Below are 20,848 nucleotides of genomic sequence, written 5' to 3'. Positions count from 1 at the left end.
TATAGCAGTAGGGTGATTATGCGTTTTCTGCTTTCAAAACGGGATGCAAACATTCTTTTTTGCTTTCATAATGATGCGTGAGAGGGTTAATCTCAAGAAAGTGACTGGCTGAACCTTTGATAATTGCCGCATTATCCCGATACGCTACAAATACTTATTTCGGATTTACTTGATAAGTATGACGAATCATTGCAAATAAAGATTCTTCTTTTAATTGTCCATCGATTCGCCACTTCGCATTAAAAATTTTATCTCGATAATGCTCGGAATTTACCTGAATAAACATCATTAATTCAACGTCCGTCGGATTCCAATTTAATTGATGAAGGGCTTTTAATAAATACTGAATATCTTCATTACTTAGCACGAGACCTAACAATTGATTTGCTTGCAGCAATGCAGCTTTTCCTTTTTCCAGTAAAGGAATACAAACAAAGTTTAAAAGTGGTGGATATTGAAACAATCGAAACAATTCGTTGGAAGAAAGTAAAATTGATTCGATTAATGGATCATATAATTCTAACGCCACCCTTTGAGAATCTTGTTTATTCTTTCGCGAAACTCCCGAAACGCGATAGAAAATCCCCCACTCAATCCGAGTTATGGGAAGTTCGCAATTGCGCGCAATTTCAGAGGCTTTGGATGACCAGGGAGACAGGGTTCCTAAACGAAGGAGTACCCAACATGAAAAAATCTTTCGATAATTTCGGATAATCGGAAAAATGAGCATTTGGCAACAAGCGCTCCAATCGCTCTTGCTCTCCAGGGTTTAAAGGGTTTTTCACATTCAACAAAATAGCCATAAATCGCTTCGACAGCGCTGGCCTTGGGTTGTTTTCTTGCAAATGTTAGAGGACTTGTTGTTGACGAAATGGAGTATAAACCTAAGAACCTTGCAAAAATAGCATATCTGAATCTAAGCTTATAATCTTCATCGATCCGTGATCCGTTCCTTTTGAAAAAAAGGAGAAATAAAGAAATTATAAAGCACCCCTCCTCTCTACGGTAAGAGAGGGGCAGAATTCCTCTTTTTTCATGAATGGAAGAATTTTTTTTTATTTTTTATTTACAGAAATTAAATTCACCTTAAAAATCAGAGTTTCATTAGATGCAATTGCGCTTGGAGCACCTTTGTCACCATAAGCTAATTGGGGTGACACATAAATTTCCCATATTACACCGGGTTTTATATGAACCAATGCTTCTTGCCATCCTTTAATCACAGTCTTTACTGGGAATGTTGCAGGCTTACTACGCTTGTAAGAGCTATCAAATACAGTATCATCTAATAATCCACCTTCAGAATTAACAGTGAGCATGTTATTCAAAGAAGGACTTTCGCCTTTACCTTCGTGCAAGATTTTCTATTGCAGACTATCGGCTAGAGTTTTTATACCAGGTTTATTTTATTAGCGGCAAAAAAGCTTGTCCTTTTTGAGCATTTTGTTGAGCTTCTCTTTTCATCTAAGTCTGCAATTTTGTATTGCTCGCTGCTGGAATTGTTCTAACGTAGTGTGCATTTCTTCGTCAGTCATTTGCGTTTTTTTTACCCGAATAACCGTCGCTTACGGCCTGGGAAGAAAATTTGAGGATTAATTTTAATTTCATGTTTTTGAAAAGCTTTTCCGGTCATAACCCCATGGAATAACTTAACTTATACTGTTCCGTAGTTAACAAACGTTGCCGCTTGCACAGTTGCACCGGCAAGCAGAGTGATTCCTAGGAAGGGTAAAATTAATGGTTTCATTCACTGTCTCCCGAGTTTTTGTTTTTAGCGAGAGGTACATCTTAACAAGGAAAAGCTTTGAATTCACCTTCTCACCTTGAAGATAACCTTTTTAATCCACGCTCCCTTACTCGTATAGAGTTAACGTTGAAATATTATTAGTCTTCCATCGCCATCAAAGAGGTGTTTCCACCAGCGGCTGTTGTATTGACCGTCAACGTGCTTTCTACGCAATAACGAGGCAAATAATGCGGCCCACCGGCTTTAGGCCCTGTGCCGGATAACCAGCTTCCCCCAAAAGGCTGAACACCTACGACAGCCCCAATCATATTGCGATTGACATAAATATTACCTGCATTAATACGACGCTGAATATAATCTATCGTTTCATCGATACGGCTCTGGATGCCAAAGGTGAGCCCATATCCCAAACCATTAATATCGTCTATCACTTTATCCAGATCCTGGCGTCGATATCGCAGAACATGCAAGATAGGTCCAAAAACCTCGTCTTTAATCAAGTTTAAGCTAGATAATTCATAAGCTTGGGGAGCTACAAATGTTCCATGAGTTGCTGCTAGGGGCAAATCAACTTTGTAAATTAATTTCCCTTCTTTTTGCATAAAAGCAGCATGTTTTTGCAAAGTTGCTTGAGCCTTAGCATCAATAACGGGTCCCACATCGGTGGTTAATAACATGGGATCCCCTATTTTAATTTCGGCCATCGCACCTGCTAACATTTTTATTACATTATCGGCAATATCATCCTGAACATATAAAATGCGAAGAGCAGAACAACGTTGGCCTGCGCTATCGAAAGCAGAAACAATCACATCTTGAACCAATTGTTCGGGCAGTGCCGTTGAATCCACTATCATGGCATTAATACCAGATGTTTCTGCCACAAAGGGGACGATGGGCCCAGATCGATTAGCTAATGTTTTTTGAATATGACGGGCGGTATTATCAGAACCCGTAAATATAATTCCGCTGATTTTGGGATTTTCAATTAATGCTTGCCCTACAGTTCCTCCAGGACTTGGCATTAATTGTAAAATTTCTGCAGGCACACCTGCTTCGTGAAATAAATGAGTGACCTTGGCTGCCGTTAAAGGTGTTTCTCCCGAGGGCTTAGCAATTACGGCATTCCCCGTTACTAACGCTGCAGCGATTTGTCCTGTAAATATAGCTACCGGAAAATTCCAGGGACTAATACACAAGATAATACCGCGACCATTCATTCGCAGCACATTGTTTTCTCCAGTGTAACCCAGAAACACTGTGTCATTTAGCTGTTTTTCACCCTGCTCGGCATAATAACGACAAAAATCAATAGCCTCGCGAACTTCCGATAAGGCATTTTGGAGAGTCCTTCCTCCTTCACGCACAACCAAGGCCATTAATTCGGCTTGATGTTCTTCTAACAAGTCCGCCATTTTTCGCATAATGTTAGCGCGCGCGTCTACCCCTTTCTGATCCCAGGCGGGGAAAGCCGAAGACCCGATTATAATGGCTTTTTCTACATCGGATTCATCTGCTAATTCAATCACACCAATCTGGCGTCGATTATCGGCCGGATCAAAAACAGCTTTACCCTTTTTAATCTCACGTAAGAATGGCGATGCTTGCCACGTTTTTTCTAGTGCATTATGGATCGATTCAGCTAGAGGTTTTAATTCCGCATAATTGCTTAAATCTCTTCCTATTGAATTTAATCGCGCTTTAGCAAAGAGATTCCTAGGCAAGGGAATCTTAGGATTAGGAATTTCTCCCAACGTCTCAATTTTTTCAACCGGGCTTTTGATCAGGTAGGAAATTGGCACCGTTTTATCCGCGATTCGATTGACAAACGAACTATTAGCTCCATTTTCTAATAATCGCCGAACGAGATAAGGCAGCAAATCTTCATAATACCCTACCGGCGCATAAATTCGGCAGGGCAGATTTAATTTTGTAACGACATAATGATGTAAAGCCTTACCCATACCCTGTAGATTTTGGAACTCAAATTGGTAATCCTCATAACGAGGATCCATTAGTGTTAAAATCGCTGCAACCGAATAGGCGTTATGAGTAGCAAATTGCGGATAAAGAGCGTCTTGAGCACTTAACATCTTCTTTGCGCAAGCAATATAAGAAATATCCGTATTCACTTTCCGCGTAAAAACAGGGTAATTAATCAATCCTTCCATTTGAGTTAGCTTTATTTCGGAATCCCAATAAGCTCCCTTCACCAGACGAACGGGAATACGGCGTTTTTGTTGGTGGCTCAATTCAATTAACCATTCAATTAATGGCAAAGCGCGCTTTTGATAAGCTTGGACAGCGAGGCCAAGACCTTCCCATCCAGAAAAAGCATTGTCTGTGAATAATCCTTTGAAAATGTCCAGGCACATATCTAATCGATCGGCTTCTTCCGCGTCAATAGTCATGCCAATTTTCTGTGCTTTTGCATGCAGAACCAATTCTTTTACGCGTTCAATTAAAAAAGGTACTGCTTCTTCGCGTTTTTTAAAATCATAGCGAGGATACAATGCAGATAATTTAACGGAAATACTCGGCGCTTCGTAAATGTTTTGTGTGTCGTGACTTTTTCCTAAAGCGCTAATGGCATAATAATAGGAATCATAATATCGATCAGCATCGCTCTGCGTTCGTGCCACTTCGCCCAACATGTCGTAAGAATATCGAAAACCCTCTTTTAAAGCGATCTGCGAGCGCTTAATAGCCTCTTCAATAGTACGGCCTAAAACAAAATGCTCGCTCATTAATTTCATTGCTTCACGGATCGCTTTGCGAATAACAGGTTCGCCACTTTTTCGGATGAGATTACTCCAAATGGTTTTTAATTGTCCGTCTTTTTCTTTTTTTAATATTTTTCCTGAAAGCGCTAATCCCCATCTAGCAAAATTCACAAAGGCGGATTCACTCGCACCCACATATTTATTCCATTCCGCACTGATCAATTTATCCCGAATTAATAAATTTTCAGTTTGTTTATCTGGGACACGTAATAAAGCTTCCGCAAGACACATTAATAAAATTCCTTCCTCGGTAGAAAGGTCATAATGCATCATAAAGCCTTCGATACCACCCTTCTCTTTTTCCTTTTCCCGCACGGCGATGACTAATTTTTCTGCCAATTGACTCACAGCACGTTCAATGGCTGGGGTAAAATTAATCAATTCCAATAATTGCTTTATACGAGCAGTTTCATCCATTCGATAGGCTTCATTTAATGTCGGCCGTATCCAGTCAGGATCGAATGGTTTCTCAAAAAAAAGTTGGGTTATATCAGTCATGCACTCCTAAGCCCTTAGCTTTTCTCAAAACGTCTAATACTCGCCTGAAATTCTTTTTCTGCCGCATCCTTATCCTCCCAGCCTTTCACTTTGACCCATTTATTAGTGGGCTCCAAATCTTTATAGTGTTCGAAGAAATAGGCGATGATATCAAGTAGGAAAGGGGATACATCTTTAATAGATTGAATAGATTCATATTCTCTGCAGGCTTTAGCGAGAGGAAATGTTAAAATTTTACTATCTTTCCCAGCTTCATCTTCCATTCGCATCAAACCTACCGCTCGAACACGCATCAACGTTCCGGGCTGTAGGGGCACTGGCGTCATTACTAACACATCGAGGGGGTCACCATCTTCCGCTAGGGTGTTTGGTACGAATCCATAATTACAAGGATAGCGCATGGCCGTAGGGATAAATCGGTCAACGGTCAAAAACCGAAATTCTTTATTGTATTCATACTTAACTTCGCCTCCGTTCATAGGAATTTCAATAATTGTATTAAAATTATTGATATCCTTACCTACTGAAACCGTAAGTGTCATGACCATTCCTTACTAAATCTAAATGAAGAACGGCCGATAGTATATCAGGTTTAAAAACCCGATGAAGTAAAATCACAAACCGCCAGCGTATCAACCGGAGGGAATCACTGAAAACTCCAATTCCATTTGAATTTTCATCTCCACTATGATAGGGATCTTCTCTAAAGATGCGGATTTGTTATGCGGCAAAAGAATAGTCAACAATCGAGAGCGCGATCTGATTTTTTTTAACCTTCTCCTCGATCGAAGATTTAGAACTTTCTCCTCTAATTTTTACTACTGAACAATTGGAAAATCGTATTTTAGAGTTTATTCAAAAGACTGATGAAGTAATCAAAACAAAATTAGCGCTCTTAAAGAATTTTCTGAGGAGATTGTAATTTACTACATTGGTCGAACTTGTTTATGAAAATTCGAAAGCAAAAAGTATCTGATTCGTCATCCTTGATCATTGACTAGACCAATTTTGGATTAATTAATTTTGAATTAATTATTTGCCAACTCTCTGTGTCCGCTTAAAACGCCATTGACTTAAAACACAACACGATGATATTGCTAACTCTCAAAATCCGTTTGATATTTCGGCGGGTCAATATTGTTATATTCAATATCAGCATGCCGATACTGAGGGAAAGAAACGTAAGTAGTTAATCTGGGAGAAATTTTTTGGAGATTATCTTTGGTATGGATCGGCTCAATATGAGAGATTTAAAAACATTCAAAAATCTTATACTCGAAAATAAAGAAATAAGCGAGGAGCAAATTTCAGCAACCTTGGAGCGAGCTTAACGAACAGCCAATCTGAATAGAACCGCTGGCTACAGTTTATTAGCAGTGACGTATTTTCGCCTGGGTAAATTCTTTAACTAGCGTCTTTCAACTATGTATTCTGAAGTACAAACCTTTGCCGCTTCTCAAGGTCAATTCCCTAATTTCCATAGTTTATTTTCTGACCCAGCAAAGGTTAATGATCTCTCTTATTACGAATCTCTACAAAATTCTTATTTCTTGCAGGTCTTAAAAGCAATTACCGTAACTATTTGTTTATATGAATAATGTGAAGCCATCATCATCCATAATGCCACTATAGGAAAAGGTCTCTTTAAGCGGTGTGGGTCACGATATTCAGGAATAAGAGGATTAAGCCAATTTTTGAAAGTGTGTTTCCCAAAATCATTATTGATTCAGCCACAAAAATCCTTAATCCTGCCCTTACGTATGCTATTTACACAGGGTAAACAGACCACTTAACATCCCTAAACCTATGACAAACTCACCCGGCCTCTTAGCATCCTGCTTTGGAGCCGAATACGACAACCTACCAACCCACCCACCGTCTTCTAGTCAGGCTTCACTTTTACGCAGAAGACCGAAAGGGGTGTTTTTATTTTGTCGTGTATGGGGAAAATTACTAACGACGGGCTTGGAAAAAATTTTTTAGCACATGAGCACATTCATCCACTAAAATTCCGCCTGTCCAAGAAATGTGATGATTAAGCCGTGGTTCATTCAAAAGTTGAAAAACGCTTTTAACAGCACCATCACGTGGGTCAAAAGCGCCAAAAACGAGGCGCTGAATTCTAGCATGAATCATCGCGCCAAGGCACATTGCACAGGGTTCTAAAGTGACATAGAGAGTCGTACCAACTAATCGATAATTACCGAGATTTTTGGCAGCCTCGCGGATCGAAAGTAATTCTGCATGAGCCGTAGGGTCGGTTAATCCAATAGGATGGTTAAATCCCTTTCCAATAATTTCGTTATCTTTTACCAAAACTGCACCCACCGGCACCTCTTGATTTTTTTCAGCTTGCTTCGCCAAGAGAAGCGCTTTCTGGATAAAAAATTCATCAATCATATACCACATTCTATAATGTTCCAGGGAAGAAGAGCCAGAACTACGTCCTTTCCTCCTGTGAGAAAAGTCAAGTGAAACTAATTTTTTAAGGAGCTAGAACTTCAATAAGAGTTGAGTATAATAAGCCATACCATAACTTGGATAGGAAGCGACGAGATGATTAAGACCTATTTAAAAATTATCTTTCTTACAGCGCCCTTTTTATTCTTTTTATCGGGTTGTCATACTATTCATGGTTTCGGCCAAGATTTACAAGCTGGCGGCGAAGTTATAAATCATGCAGCCCCAAAAGTTGAGAAATAATTAATTTTATTTATTTTTAACAAAACTCACTTTTCCAGAACGCTCCAAACGATCTTCTTTTTTTTACATTTTTCTAATCCGCCTCATTTAGTTTCTCTCGAATCATTTCTCATAAATCATGATCAGTTACTTGATTTTTGAAATTTTTCCAAATTACCTCTCCATTCTTAATTAGAATGGTGGATATCCCTTTTATCAAAGTTCCAAATTCGCTGTAGTGGAAAGCTCCTATAGCGAACAACTAATCAAGAAAAATAAGCAAAGCCAAGCCGGCTATCCGCTTCTAAGAGCGTAAAGGGGCCGTTGATGGTACCGCTTAAACTGCACCGATAATAAATGATTAAAACAAAATCGAACCCTGTTTCAAAGTTAAATCGCTTATTGCCCAACCCATACGCAGCAAAAAAAATGGGATACACATAAATAATTAGGGTTCTTATAAGAATGTAAAGAATGCTTTTATCAAAGTTGATTTTACTAAGATTTGCTAAGACAATATAGGTAATACTGCGATCTTTCTTCAGCGTTATATGGTTCAAGGGTATCATGTTGATTTATGACTGTCTCCTTCAGTCATCTAGTAGCGAGATGAACTGGTTCCATTCGTCGCTGCCAATGAGCTAAAATGCCTTTATATTGATTCACTTGGCAAAAAATGCCACTATTACGCCTCCTTCGGAATGGAAAAGGGCGCTGAAGCATAGCGATGAAGAAGATTAGAACAGCCGTAATTGGCGTTGGCTATTTGGGCAAATATCATGCAGAAAAGTATGCTGATTTACCGCATTCAGAGCTTGTGGCCGTTTGTGATATCGACCCTGAACGGTGTCATTCGAAAGCCAACGAATTAAACGTTAAATCCGTAATCAATTACCAGTCTCTCCTTGGCCTTGTGGATGCAGTGAGCATCGCAGTTCCCACCCCTTTGCATCATAGAGTGGGACGCTTTTTTTTAGACAATAGGGTCCACGTTCTCTTAGAGAAGCCCATTGCTACTTCTTTGGAAGAGGCCGACGACTTAATTTCTGCTGCCCAGAAAAATAAGGTCATTCTCCAAATTGGTCATCTCGAACGTTTTAATAGCGCTGTAAAAGCCGTAGAATCTCAAATTTCTAATCCTCGGTTTATTGAATCGCTGCGTCTGGCTCCCTTCAAATTGCGAGGCAGTGATGTTAATGTAGTATTAGATTTGATGATTCACGATATCGACATCATCCAATCCATTGTGAAAGCGGATATCCAAAATATCTCTGCCAGCGGCGCCTCCGTGCTATCTCCTTATATTGATATTGCCAATGCCCGTATTGAATTTAGCAACGGATGCATGGCCAATGTAACGGCCAGCCGTGTAAACCTCAAAACTAAGCGCAAACTTCGAATTTTCCAGCACGATAACTATATTGCTATTGACCTCGATCATAAAAAAATTGCCATCCATCGCAAAGGCACTCAAGAAATGTATCCAGGAATTCCTGAAATCACCCGTCAAGTTGAGCGGTTTGAAAAAGGCGATGCGTTGCTTGATCAAATATCAGCGTTTCTGGATTCTATTATCCATAACAAACTTCCTCTGGTTTCCGGAGAAGAGGGGAAACGGGCTTTGGCGACAGCTTTAGAAATTTCATTAATTGTGCGACGAACTAACGAATTATTTCCAATTTCTTCAATCGCTATTTCTTAAAATGAACACTCATTCAAAACAGATTTTAATCATAGCAGGTGAGGCCTCGGGAGATTTACTTGGCGCTCATCTTGCAAAATCACTGAAATTCCTTGATCCACAATTGAAAGTGGCTGGTATGGGCGGGAAAAGAATGCGTGAGGCAGGAGTTAATATCTTTATTGAGGCCGAAAAACTAGCAGTCGTTGGAGTATCAGAAATAATTTCTCAATTGGGTGATATACTTGCGGCTCGCCAGTGCCTAAAAAATCACTTTAAGATCGAACGACCTGATTTAGTAATTTTTATTGACTATCCGGGTTTTAATTTACATATGGCTAAACAGGCTAAAAAAGCAGGAATTAAAGTTCTTTATTATGTAAGTCCGCAAATATGGGCATGGCGATATGGCCGTATTAAAAAAATAAAAAAATATGTAGATCACATGGGGGTTTTATTCCCTTTCGAAGAAAGATTATATCAACGAGAAAATATTTCCGTCAGTTTAGTTGGACATCCGTTAATTGACATTACAGTACCCACTTTGCCGCGCGAAAAAGTGTATCAAAAATTCGATTTATCAACAGAAAAGCCCATTATTGGCTTATTTCCCGGAAGTCGTTCCCGGGAGATTGCCCGCTTGTTGCCCATTATAACTTCTGCTACGCGCCTTATTAAAGAGCGCCTCCCTAATGCTCAATTTGTGTTGCCACTGGCACCTAATTTGTCTTCTCAAGATGTTCACAATTATTTATTTTCAGACATTAAAATTATTGAGGACAATACTTATAATGTACTGTCTGTATGTGATGCCGCCATTGCTGTTTCTGGCACAGTTACATTAGAAATTGCTTTACATCAAATTCCTTTTGTTATTCTCTACAAAGTGAGCCCTCTCACCTATTGGTTAGGAAAACGGCTTATTCAAGTCCCATTTATTGGGCTCTCTAACTTAGTGGCTGAAGAACCCATCACCCCTGAGTTTATTCAGCATCAAGCCACTCCTCAGGCTATTGCTAACGAAATTTATCGCTTGTTAGAAGATCACTCTTATCGACAGACTTGTTTAAATAAGTTAAAACCGCTCCGGGCTAAGCTAGGGGATAGTGGAGCCTCCCTCAAAACCGCAAAGATCGCCCTAAAACTGATAACTTCTTAATTTATTTAATCTTTTTATTTTAAAATCTGATCATTTTTTGAGCCATATTAATTAGGTAGAAGATTGATAATTATCGGAATTAGGTAAGAGTTATAAAAACGATACTGATTATTAGTTCTAGCAGTAATGTTAGTAAGTATCTTTTCTTGTAAAGAGGAAAATCATCGCACACAGACACAGGGAGCAAGTTCTAAAGACACCACTTCCGCTTTTTCAGCAAATGATCAAAATCCTCTCCCTGACCAAATTAAGCAATTTAACGATATAAAAATGAGGTTGCGTGAAGAAGCACCAACATTAAATTCATAAGTTATCAAGAAAATTGCTACCGCTTTGGAATGCGCCAAACAATATGACAGTGAACATAACAATATATTGACCATAATCGATTATTCCTTACCATCCAGCGAAAAAACGCCTTTGGGTTTTTGATCTCGTAAACAATAAATTGTTATTTCATACACATTTGTCTCATGGACTTACCTCAGGAATTTTATCATCCAATTTTTTCTGAAAAGCGAGTAGCATTGGAATATATAATACTGGAAAAGCTTATAATAGACACCATGGAGCTCTTTAAAATTATATGGTCTAGAAATAAGGGTTCAATGACAATGCTTATAATCGTTTTATCGTCATACATGGAGCTTGGTATGTAAATGAAGAATTTATAAAAAAATATGGAAGAGCCGGTCGGTCGTAGTTGGGGCTACTCTGCTGTTCTTATTTTCCTTACCAAACCAATTATCGATATTATGAAAGACAATGCGTTGTTAGTAATTTATTATCCTAATAATAACTTGTTTTTAAAATCAAAATTTTTCCATCGTAATAATTTTTCTAATCATCAAACTTTAGAAAGCAATAATGAAATGATAATGGAAACTGAGCCTATAAATGAAAGGGAATTACACGGCAATATTATTTACGCCGATCTTAATAAGGATAACAAACGAGAAGAAAATGAACCTATTATTGCCATGAACGTAGAAAGTTATAAGCATTTGATTAACAATAAAAATCCCCCTTAAAACGGATGCTTCGCCGCCAAATTGAAAACACTAAATATATCCCTTTAAGCGAAGAATTTAATAATTTAATTAAAAATAACCACCAAATTCTAGATGAAACTACAGAAAATCTAGATAAAATTTATTTTGTTATACCGGATGTTAAAATGCAGCGAGGTTATTACGCTACCGAAATGAAAATCATTACTCTGGGGAAAATAAAAGATCTTAAATTAAGTAGTACTGCTCCCTAACGGAGAGGACCAAAGCTTCACCCTTTACTTAGAAAACAAGCCCGCCATCAGTTTAAAACCTACTCATCAATTCATTCGCTGACTGGGGCTGTAAGTATAAAAAATTAAATATAATCAATAAGTTAATATTTTTAATATTTCCGGATTATCCTTTATGCTAGTTACGCAAATTAGCGTTAGATAAGATCCTTTTGAATATAACAACACGTAACGATTGGTTGTTTTTTTTATTTATCTGTTCCGATCCTTCTCCTTTCGGGACTTTGTTTAGTCGTCAACGACTTTACTCACCACTATATAATGGTTCCCTATTTTTCAATTCTTCTGAAAAAGGATTTATTCATTTGCTTCATGCCCCTGTTTTATGGATTAGGCATCTATCTTGCCAATAAACAACCACATTACAGTCTTTTTTTAAGACATTGGGTATGATTTTCTCTGTGCTTATAATTATGCTGTTTGCCGATAGTGCTATTTTAACTACACCCTTTCTTTTACAAGATCATCTATTTTACCACTTAGATAACCTACTCCATTTTAATTTGGTCGACTTTCTTCAAGAAATTCATCCGTAAGCAAGCTCTAGCACAATTTCTCAGGATTATTTATGCAAGCTTGTTTTTAGCAATAAAAATTGTCCCCTTATTGCTCACCGCTCTTAAATGAGGCCACTCAAGTATATAAATAAATATTTAGTTTCTAATTTCTTGTTTGTTAGGTTTTTCTATCTACTATTTCTGGGCTTCAGCTTCAACCGCTCCGTCCAGCATTATTCATTCCGTTCCCTTTATAAAAGCCCAACGTTATTTAATAACACAGTTTGAGGCCATTCATCATTATCAAGCTTTCTTTCCATGAAGCGATTAATAAGCTTCCCTTCTTTTCATACAATCTGGGCAATTCTAATAGCTTATGCCTGTCCGGCCACGTAAGATAATTTTTTATCCTATAGCTTTATTTATTTAGTCTCATGGTCCTAGTTGCTACATTGGCCTCTGGGTGGCATTTCTTAATTGATATTTTAGCCGGAACACTCATTAGTCTTTTATCGATTCTCATTACCAATTTTTTAATAAGGTTACCTAAACTAAAGGAGTCCTAAAAAGAACTGAGAAAATCAGATTAAGCAAGATTATCGTGTGTTGAAAGTTGCTCATTATTTTTATAACGTGCAAATCCACGAGTGGAGCTATTAATCATCAACAACAATTGATTAATCTCTGGAGTTTCCACGGCTAATTTTTCAAGCTCAATTCGGATATCTTCTAATTTAAGATTAGTACGGTAAATTAGCCGATATGCCAATTTCAACGACTGCATCGTCTTAGAATTAAAACCATGGCGCCGCAACCCGACTGAATTCAACGCTGTGGGAATACCGGGATTTCCAGTAACAAGCATGTAAGGCAAAATATCTTGATAAACCTTTGCTGCACGTCCTAGAAAACAATAAGCACCAATCCGACAAAACTGGTGAACTCCCGAAAAAGCACCTAAATTTGCATGATCGCCTACTTCAACATGCCCTGCAATTGAAGCAGTATTAGCAAAAATAACATGACTTCTCACTCGACAGTCATGGGCCACATGAGAATAGGCCATCAAATAATTATTATGACCGATGGAGGTCACACCATGGCCTTCGTAGGTCCCGCGATTAATAGTCACAAATTCACGAATGACGTTGCTATTTCCAATCTCTAGCCGAGTTTCTTGACCTTTATACCTGATGTGTTGAGGATCAGAACCAATAGAGGCATACGGATAAATTTTATTATTTTTTCCTATCACAGTATTTTTTCCAATCATGACATGAGCGTCGATTTGAGTATCATCCCCAATTACGGCATTTTCACCAATGAAAGTCCAGGGACCAACAGTTACATCGGAACCAATTTTTGCGCTAGGATGAATAAGTGCTCGTTCGTCAATCACTCTTTTTGTCTCTTATTGTGATAAATTTGGCTTTACAGGCAAGCTGTCCTTCAACCTTTGCCTCTCCCTCAAATTTCCACAAACGTCCCGATTTAAGTACTTTGACTTCTAAAACTAATTGGTCACCCGGTTCGACGACGCGCTTAAATCGTGCATTATCCACACCAGCAAAAAAATAAATATCCTCATGGTATTCAGGTAAATCAAGGGATTTAACAATTAAAATCCCCGCTGCTTGTGCTAAAGACTCAATAATCAAAACGCCTGGCATTACTGGACGAACAGGAAAATGTCCGATAAAGAAAGGTTCATTAGCCGTGATATTTTTAATTGCCACTAAGGACTTGTGTTTTTCCATCGCTATCACCCGGTCAACCAACAAAAAGGGATATCGATGGGGGATATATTTTTTAATCTCGCTGGTTTCCATCACGATCATCGTACAACCTCTCTAATCGTTTTAATCTTTTTGCGAGTTCCTCGAGTTGCCAAAACCTAATGACACTTTTGTGCCATTCACGACTGGGTTGCATTCCCGTCCCTGACGAATACACCCCGGGCTTAGTAATTGATTTTTGGATCATGCTCATACCCGTAATAACGACGTTGTCACAAATATCAATATGGCCATTAAGACCTGCACCGCCACCAATCATGCAATGGCGTCCAATAGTAGTGCTTCCAGCGATACCAGCACAGCCAGCAATCGCTGTATGATCGCCTATGCGAACGTTATGGCCAATCATAATTAAATTATCCAATTTAACGCCATTTCCAATTACCGTATCTTCAAGTGCTCCTCGATCAATTGTGGTGTTAGCTCCAATTTCTACATCGTCTCCAATGACCACTCGTGCCACTTGAGGAATCTTAATCCATCGACGTTGTTCATCTTGAGCTAAACCAAATCCATCTGCACCAATAACGACACCACTGTGAAGAATATTTCGATCACCCATAATGGTGTGATGGTATAAAGTTACCCGATTATACAAACAACAATCTACGCCCAGTTGACTGCCGCGGCCAATACTCGTTCCTGCTCCGATAATGGTTCGAGAACCAATCACCACTTCATCTTCTATGACAGCATAAGCCCCAACGTACACAATCGGATCGATTTGACAATTCTCTCCGATAACAGCAGTGGGATGAATACCTGGCTTTGGTCTCACTTCAGGTCGCAATAAAGCTAATAGTTTGATAAATCCCAGCTTAGGGTTCGGCATAATAAGGGCGTTTATAGGACAGTTTTTTGCTAACTTTTTATCTAATAATAATGCCGAAGCTTTTGTTTTTGTTAAATATTTTTGATACTTGCGATCTGCAAGGAAACTTATTTCTCCGGGCTGAGCGTTCACAATTGAAGCGATATTATGAATTTTGCAATCACCATGGCCCTTCACCGTGGCACCGATGGCGTTTGCTAATTCATTGAGTGTATAAGTTATTTCAAATTTGATCACAAAATTAAAGGCTATTTCAATTTGGAAATCACGTCTGAGGTGATATCTTTACTATCTCTCGCATAGAGTACGGTGTCCTTTGGTAAAACCAAATCCACTTTCTCTTTTTCAGCAACAGCTCTTACAGCGCCTGAAATTTTTGTCATAAATTCAGCCATGGCTTTATTCTGTGCATTATATAATCCTTGCTGAAATTCGACTTGTGCTTGCTGAAGTTCCTTTTGTTTTTCATCAATTTTATTTTTTAGATCTTGCTTTTCTTTTTCACTCATTACTGCCTCATTGCGTTGAAATTTTTTAGCATCCTCTTGCAAGGATTTACCTAAATTAATAATTCTTTCACGTTGTGGTGAAAATTTTTTTTCAAGCTGGGTATTGATATTCTTAACCTGCGGTGATGCTTGAAAAATTTGCCGCATATCCACCCTTCCCACGGTTTGCCCAATAGCAGCCGCTGTCCAATTTATTGCCACTGATAAACAGGTGGCTGCAAATAAGCGCTTCATCATGACGTTCTCCTTAAAATAAAGTAGCGCCCATTATAGTTCAGGTTCGTATCTAAACCAAGCTCCGCTCAACTCTTCCCCTTACAAGCTCATCCCAAAAGAAAATTGAAATGCTTGGAAATTATCCCCTGCTCGACGATTCAGCGGGAAGGCTAAAGTGAAATCGATTGGCGCAAAAGGCGTGTACCATTCTACAGAAACACCCAACGAGGGGCGTAAATTTTTAAGAGAAAATTTATCGTCTTGGATAATCTGTGGCCGGATATTCGCCTCAGGATCAGAAACACCGCCCCGTGCTGGAATTGCGATATCTCCTGGAAATCGAGGTACCTGAAAAACATTTCCTGCATCAAACACAATGGCAGTACGAACCTTTTGACTAAATTGCGGCAAAATTAAATGCACTCCAAAAATAGTTTCTAAATTACCACCAATAGCGCCGAAATCACTACCAAGTGGATAACGATTCTTTGGACCTAATGAATTTGGAGCAAAAGCAGGAACAGAGCCAATTCCTCCAGCAAAAAAGTTTTTGAAAAAGGGCAACCGATCATGACCGAATTTGTCTCCATAACCGAGGGTTTCTAATAAATTTAAAATAAACCCATGACCCAATGGTTGATAATATTTTGCTGCGTACGTTGCCAAATAATAATCCAAACTGGATTTAAAAAGAGGAACACCTACTTCCAAGCCTAATCCCGTATAAAGACCTTTAGTTGGGAAAATAGCACGGTCAAGCCCATTGTAAACCCACCCTGCTGTCAATTTAACTTGGTTATAGTTGGCACTGGTATTTTGCACCCCGTTAGTGGTGCCACAAAAAGCCAGCACACTCGGTGCAGCGTTAGCGATATCGACATGACTGATAGTGATATGTTCCAATCCGTAACCAAACGTAATTGAATTACGTTCCGAAACAGGATAGCCGTAGGTGACATCGGCTCCATAACCATCTTCTAAATAAGAGGCAAGGTTAAATTTTGCATTCGGTTTAATACGAGAATAATAAATTGAGAAGCCTAGCCGTAAGCCCCATGTCGTGTAATAAGGATTGTTATAACTGATGAAATAATTTTGTTGATATTGACTATTTTGAAATCCAATCGAGACGTACTTCCCCGTTCCCATAAAATTGGGTTCCGATATACTGGCGCCATACAAAAAACCATAGACGTCTGAATAACCACCTTGAATGCTGGCTCTCCCTGCTGCAACTTCTTTGACATAATAATATAAATCCACTTGGTCACGAGAGTTGGGTACCGGTTGCGGCGTGTAAGTAACGTCGGACAAATAATTCAGTAATTCTAAGCGTCGTTTGGATTCTTCAATTTTTGATAAAGAGTATATGCTTCCTTCGTATTGAGGCATTTCTCCACGCAATACTTCTTGATCCGTTCGTTGATTGCCGAGGAAATTAATCCGCCGTACATAAACCCGTTCACCAGGCACTATAGTAAAATTTATATGGACCAAATGTTGTTGATCATCAATTGTTGGAATGATTGTCACTCTCGCAAATGCGTAGCCCCGATCTGCTAGGAAATTACCGATTTTTGTGTTGGTATCAATTATGGCTTGGCGAGAAAATATATCACCGGGTTTTAATGTAATTAATCTATAAAGTCGCTCTTTAAAACCGTAAGTCTCACCACTTATCTCATAACCATTAATTCGGTATACCGGTCCTTCATTGACGTAAACCGTGATATAAACACTTTGTTTATCCTGCGAGCATCGAACGTCGTGGGAAACAACTCGAAAACGTAAATAACCATGATTTAAATAAAATGTAATGAGTCTTTCTAAATCTTCTTCTAATTTAATTTGTGAATAACGATCGGCGTGGCTAATACATGTAAATAAACCAGGAGTTGTTAATTTAAACTGGCTGCGCAAAGTGCGAGCACTAAATGCGCAATTTCCAACAAATTGAATGGAGAGGACTTTCGCAATCCTGCCCTCATTAATATTGATATAGAGCGCTACGCGATTGCAAGACTCTCTAATGACGTTAGTCGATATATGGGCTGCGTGGTATCCCATTACACCATATTTCTGTTCCAACCCCTGCTCGATTTTCTTTAATTTAGTAGGATCAAAGGTCTGCCCCTCTACAATTCCCAATTTGTTCAAAATGTACCGCAATTTTTTACTAGTAATAGGTTTATTACCGCTAAGACGAATCAAACTTATTGTGGGACGTTCTTTTACGGTAATAATAAGAGCTTCCCCACGGCGATTCAGTTGAACATTGTCAAAAAATCCCGTTTTATAGAGTGCTTTAATAATGGCTTGGCCGCGCCGGGAAAAATATTCTTGCCCTTCATGGATCGGAAGATAACTGCGAACTGTGCTTTCCGAAATCCCTTGCAAGCCTTGGATTTGAATAGAACGGATAACAAAAGCATAGGCTGACAAACTAAAAGAAAGACAGAAAACAATTAGTGGAATCGTGAATAAGAAGCGTTTATGAACTCTCATGATAATAAGGCACCTTTTCCTAATTATTCCTTATCCTTAGCTTAGGTCTGTCAACAATTCGCTATATTTCAGTGCGTCACAAATCCTTCGTGCTAAAGACCAAATAGAGGGAAAAATTATAACAAGGGAAAAATTATAACACCCGATTTACGATTATCCATAGCCGAGAGATAAACGCTAATAGTTTTTGCGAGTATCACTGTAAACTTTTATCCCCTAGATTGAATAGATTGAATTCTGTGCCTAACGATAACCAATCTTGCTTCTAATTTCTCGCTTTAGGGAAAAAGTAGGTTGGAAGAGCCGAGAATATTGATCGAAAAATCAAGAAATCAAGTACAATTATAAGTACGTGAAAAAATCCAGGAAAGACAACGGATGGCGCCGATGGACCCTTTAGAAATCTCTGGCTATACGGACATTCAATTGTTCGCCCGCGGCGATTTCTTCGCCTACTATCGCGCTCAAGCCTTCGGACTCCCAACTATACCTCTGTCCTCATCAAACTCACTCTTCTCACGACCGCCGATCACAAGCTCAATGAGCGGACTTGAATACGAATTCCAACTCCTGCAAGAAACCCTTAATTAAAGGGCATCCCCAAAGCCCTCGCTCTTGAGCAGGTCGGGCTCCAACTCGTCTTAATCTTAAAAGCTGAACCCGATTTAACCTTAGATCAGTAGATCAGTTTGTCGATAAAGAAAAACCCTCGCTCACCACGATTTTGACACTTGCTTTGCGCCTGTTGCAGATCCTCACCCAAATCCACAAAGCCAAAATCGTCCATAAAGATATTAAACCCGACAATATCCTCGTCGATCCCAAAAATCTTACCATCACCCTTTTTGATTTCAGCCTCGCTCAAAAAGCTTCTTTGAAAACCCAACCCCACGAAGGCGAATTCGAAGGCAGTTTTCTCCCACATGGCCCCTAAACAAACCAGGCACATCCATCGCCCCATCGATTATCGCACCGATTTTTATACCTTCGATGCCACCCTCTTTAAACTGCTCGGCCGGATAACCTCCTTTCCAAGGCGATCCCCTCGAATTAATTCAAGCGCACCTCCTTACTTAAAGCACCACCCAATTTAACTCAGCTTAATCCCAACATCCCCGCCCGTTTTAACTCAGATCGTGCAAAAGCCGCTCGCTAAATCTAAAGTGCTCATGCGCCCATCAAAGATTTGGAAACCTGTCTGCGGATGCTCAAAGCCGGGGAACGCAAGTCCTTCCACATCGCCATCGGCCGATCTCCCCGAACGTTTCGCCCTCACTTAAAAACTCTATGGACGAAAGCGCCTCATTCAGGAAGTCACTCAATTCCTTGATCGAGCCCAACCCTTAAAAGCACTCTTTATCGCCGGGCCTCCCGACGTCGAGAAAACCTTCCATCATCCGCGAAGTCGAAAAATACATCACCCTCCACGGCGGCTTTACCGCCAAAGGAAAATTCGATCAGCTCCATCGAACCACTCCCTACAGCGCTTGGATTACCGTCACCGAAGCTATCGAAGCTATCGAAGCTATCTTATAAACTTGAGAACTTGAGCAAGATGAAAAAACTTATGTGCGATGGGTGGAAGCTGTCCAAGCAACCGTTGGTATTAATCTTCCTTTTCTCGCCCGAATGGTCCCTAAGTTAAAAAGGATTTTCCCTAGTATGATGATCAGTACAGAATTCTTAAGTGCTGAAGTGCTCGAGATGCGATTTGAATACGCCTTCTCAGAATTCCTTCAAATTTCTGCTTCTTATTTAAAACCATTGACACTCTTTCTTAATGATTGGCAATAAGCTTCCGTTAGCGCTATTCAATTGTTCGCTTTGCTGACTCAAAAATTTGAGCTTAAAAATGTTTTAATTTTGGGTGCTTACCGTTCCACCGAAGTTACTGATATTCACCCTTTGACGCCAGCGCTTCAGTCTTTAAAGACAATACCCAGTCAGTTCGTTGAACTTAATTTAAAACCTCTAACACTTCAGAATCTACAACATTATCTACAACATTGGCTCAGTGATAGTTTCTATCTGATCGGTCGATGATGTGGAAGAATTAGCAATAATCTGCCGAGAGAAAACAGATGTGGCCTTTGACCAATCGCGGAGCCAGCGTTACCCGAAAATCTGCTGGCCTCCAGTGCACAATATTCGATGACCGGATGACTCGTTCTATTTTATTGGAGGGCGAGGACGCACATTCGGTAATGCTCGTACTGAATGAACTCAACAAGAACGAAGCGATCGCACAAGTTGTTTCCAGCACCAGTCGTTTCTGCCGCAATGTAAGTTGTTGACACACCCAAGTAGTAGGTAACCTTTTGTTCCTACGTCTCGAAGCCACAACAGGCGACGCTTCTGGACATAATATGCTGACTAAAGCAGCGGATGCAGTGATTAGTTGGCTCCTAGAAAACTACCCCAGCCTCAAATACGTCTCCATTTCGGGTAATATCTGCGTAGACAAGAAGGTATCTGCTATCAACGGCTTATTAGGTCGGGGCAAATACGTTATTGCTGATATGTTAATTCCCCACGCTGTGTGTCAAGAGCGCTTGAAAACTACACCAGAAGCCTTGGTTAATCTTCATATTAAAAAGAATTTAATGGGCTCATTTATCAGTAACTACTAAAGACGTAATA

Annotated in this window: 17 protein-coding genes and 3 pseudogenes; 10 read left to right on the top strand and 10 right to left on the bottom strand. The window is 39.5% G+C overall.

Annotated features, from left to right (window positions below):
* Positions 1 to 154 precede the first annotated feature (154 nt).
* The 5 genes and pseudogenes from CleRt_RS11545 to tadA all read right to left on the bottom strand — a co-directional run bounded on the left by CleRt_RS11545 (position 155) and on the right by tadA (position 7,428).
* A complete protein-coding gene (locus tag CleRt_RS11545; protein WP_235379159.1) occupies positions 155 to 730 on the bottom strand; it encodes a phosphoribosylformylglycinamidine synthase family protein in 576 nt (191 codons plus the stop codon).
* A 325-nt stretch (positions 731 to 1,055) separates the two neighbouring features.
* Positions 1,056 to 1,747, bottom strand: a pseudogene (locus CleRt_RS13965) (FKBP-type peptidyl-prolyl cis-trans isomerase).
* Between the two features lie 137 nt (positions 1,748 to 1,884).
* Positions 1,885 to 5,028 (bottom strand): bifunctional proline dehydrogenase/L-glutamate gamma-semialdehyde dehydrogenase PutA, encoded by a 3,144-nt coding sequence (putA, locus tag CleRt_RS02985; protein ID WP_048875034.1) that lies wholly within the window; start codon positions 5,026 to 5,028, stop codon positions 1,885 to 1,887.
* A gap of 14 nt (positions 5,029 to 5,042) precedes the next feature.
* A complete protein-coding gene (ppa, locus tag CleRt_RS02980; protein WP_048875033.1) occupies positions 5,043 to 5,570 on the bottom strand; it encodes an inorganic diphosphatase in 528 nt (175 codons plus the stop codon).
* 1,411 nt (positions 5,571 to 6,981) lie between these two features.
* Positions 6,982 to 7,428: a tRNA adenosine(34) deaminase TadA gene (gene tadA, locus CleRt_RS02975; RefSeq protein ID WP_048875032.1), complete on the bottom strand. Its 447-nt coding sequence runs from the start codon at positions 7,426 to 7,428 to the stop codon at positions 6,982 to 6,984.
* 156 nt (positions 7,429 to 7,584) lie between these two features.
* Here tadA and CleRt_RS02970 point away from each other — a divergent pair, with 156 nt between their 5' ends.
* The 7 genes and pseudogenes from CleRt_RS02970 to CleRt_RS08265 all read left to right on the top strand — a co-directional run bounded on the left by CleRt_RS02970 (position 7,585) and on the right by CleRt_RS08265 (position 11,814).
* On the top strand, positions 7,585 to 7,731 hold the full coding sequence (locus CleRt_RS02970; RefSeq protein ID WP_048875031.1) for an entericidin A/B family lipoprotein: 147 nt from the start codon (positions 7,585 to 7,587) through the stop codon (positions 7,729 to 7,731).
* A 706-nt stretch (positions 7,732 to 8,437) separates the two neighbouring features.
* A complete protein-coding gene (locus tag CleRt_RS02960) occupies positions 8,438 to 9,412 on the top strand; it encodes a Gfo/Idh/MocA family protein (RefSeq protein ID WP_048875030.1) in 975 nt (324 codons plus the stop codon).
* A gap of 1 nt (position 9,413) precedes the next feature.
* Positions 9,414 to 10,550, top strand: coding sequence for a lipid-A-disaccharide synthase (lpxB, locus tag CleRt_RS02955; RefSeq protein ID WP_048875029.1), 1,137 nt, complete (start codon positions 9,414 to 9,416; stop codon positions 10,548 to 10,550).
* A gap of 126 nt (positions 10,551 to 10,676) precedes the next feature.
* The gene (locus tag CleRt_RS08275) at positions 10,677 to 10,859 is read left to right on the top strand and encodes a hypothetical protein (RefSeq protein WP_053097838.1); all 183 of its coding nucleotides are present in this window, start codon (positions 10,677 to 10,679) and stop codon (positions 10,857 to 10,859) included.
* Between the two features lie 139 nt (positions 10,860 to 10,998).
* Positions 10,999 to 11,253 (top strand): annotated as a pseudogene (locus tag CleRt_RS13960) (murein L,D-transpeptidase catalytic domain-containing protein).
* Positions 11,231 to 11,581, top strand: a complete 351-nt coding sequence (locus CleRt_RS08270) for a hypothetical protein (protein ID WP_053097836.1) — start codon at positions 11,231 to 11,233, stop codon at positions 11,579 to 11,581. Before CleRt_RS13960 ends, CleRt_RS08270 begins: the two are co-directional and overlap by 23 nt.
* 5 nt (positions 11,582 to 11,586) lie before the next feature.
* Positions 11,587 to 11,814: a hypothetical protein gene (locus CleRt_RS08265; protein ID WP_053097834.1), complete on the top strand. Its 228-nt coding sequence runs from the start codon at positions 11,587 to 11,589 to the stop codon at positions 11,812 to 11,814.
* Positions 11,815 to 12,936: 1,122 nt separating this feature from the next.
* Here the strand turns inward: CleRt_RS08265 and lpxA are convergent.
* The 5 genes from lpxA to bamA all read right to left on the bottom strand — a co-directional run bounded on the left by lpxA (position 12,937) and on the right by bamA (position 18,208).
* Positions 12,937 to 13,749 carry an acyl-ACP--UDP-N-acetylglucosamine O-acyltransferase gene (gene lpxA, locus CleRt_RS02945; protein ID WP_048875028.1) on the bottom strand — a complete coding sequence of 271 codons (813 nt, stop codon included), beginning with the start codon at positions 13,747 to 13,749 and terminating at the stop codon, positions 12,937 to 12,939.
* A complete protein-coding gene (gene fabZ / locus CleRt_RS02940) occupies positions 13,742 to 14,179 on the bottom strand; it encodes a 3-hydroxyacyl-ACP dehydratase FabZ (RefSeq protein ID WP_371440251.1) in 438 nt (145 codons plus the stop codon). The genes lpxA and fabZ overlap by 8 nt, the downstream gene beginning before the upstream one ends.
* Positions 14,160 to 15,212: a UDP-3-O-(3-hydroxymyristoyl)glucosamine N-acyltransferase gene (lpxD, locus tag CleRt_RS02935; RefSeq protein ID WP_082160497.1), complete on the bottom strand. Its 1,053-nt coding sequence runs from the start codon at positions 15,210 to 15,212 to the stop codon at positions 14,160 to 14,162. Before lpxD ends, fabZ begins: the two co-directional genes overlap by 20 nt.
* Positions 15,213 to 15,226: 14 nt before the next feature.
* Positions 15,227 to 15,724: an OmpH/Skp family outer membrane protein gene (locus tag CleRt_RS02930; RefSeq protein ID WP_048875026.1), complete on the bottom strand. Its 498-nt coding sequence runs from the start codon at positions 15,722 to 15,724 to the stop codon at positions 15,227 to 15,229.
* 78 nt (positions 15,725 to 15,802) lie between these two features.
* The gene (gene bamA, locus CleRt_RS02925) at positions 15,803 to 18,208 is read right to left on the bottom strand and encodes an outer membrane protein assembly factor BamA (RefSeq protein ID WP_048875025.1); all 2,406 of its coding nucleotides are present in this window, start codon (positions 18,206 to 18,208) and stop codon (positions 15,803 to 15,805) included.
* Between the two features lie 724 nt (positions 18,209 to 18,932).
* On the opposite strand from bamA, the gene CleRt_RS13955 reads away from it, so the two are divergent.
* The 3 genes and pseudogenes from CleRt_RS13955 to CleRt_RS02910 all read left to right on the top strand — a co-directional run.
* The gene (locus tag CleRt_RS13955; protein WP_080606372.1) at positions 18,933 to 19,142 is read left to right on the top strand and encodes a protein kinase domain-containing protein; all 210 of its coding nucleotides are present in this window, start codon (positions 18,933 to 18,935) and stop codon (positions 19,140 to 19,142) included.
* A gap of 881 nt (positions 19,143 to 20,023) precedes the next feature.
* Positions 20,024 to 20,251 carry a hypothetical protein gene (locus CleRt_RS09925; protein ID WP_235379157.1) on the top strand — a complete coding sequence of 76 codons (228 nt, stop codon included), beginning with the start codon at positions 20,024 to 20,026 and terminating at the stop codon, positions 20,249 to 20,251.
* A 38-nt stretch (positions 20,252 to 20,289) separates the two neighbouring features.
* Positions 20,290 to 20,829 (top strand): annotated as a pseudogene (locus CleRt_RS02910) (hydroxymethylglutaryl-coenzyme A reductase family protein); the annotation flags it as partial.
* Positions 20,830 to 20,848: the final 19 nt, after the last annotated feature.

Source organism: Candidatus Coxiella mudrowiae (assembly GCA_001077715.1).
Classification (GTDB): domain Bacteria; phylum Pseudomonadota; class Gammaproteobacteria; order Coxiellales; family Coxiellaceae; genus Coxiella; species Coxiella mudrowiae.
Note: the sequence above shows the minus strand (reverse complement) of the source record. Positions and strands in the feature narration are given on the sequence as shown.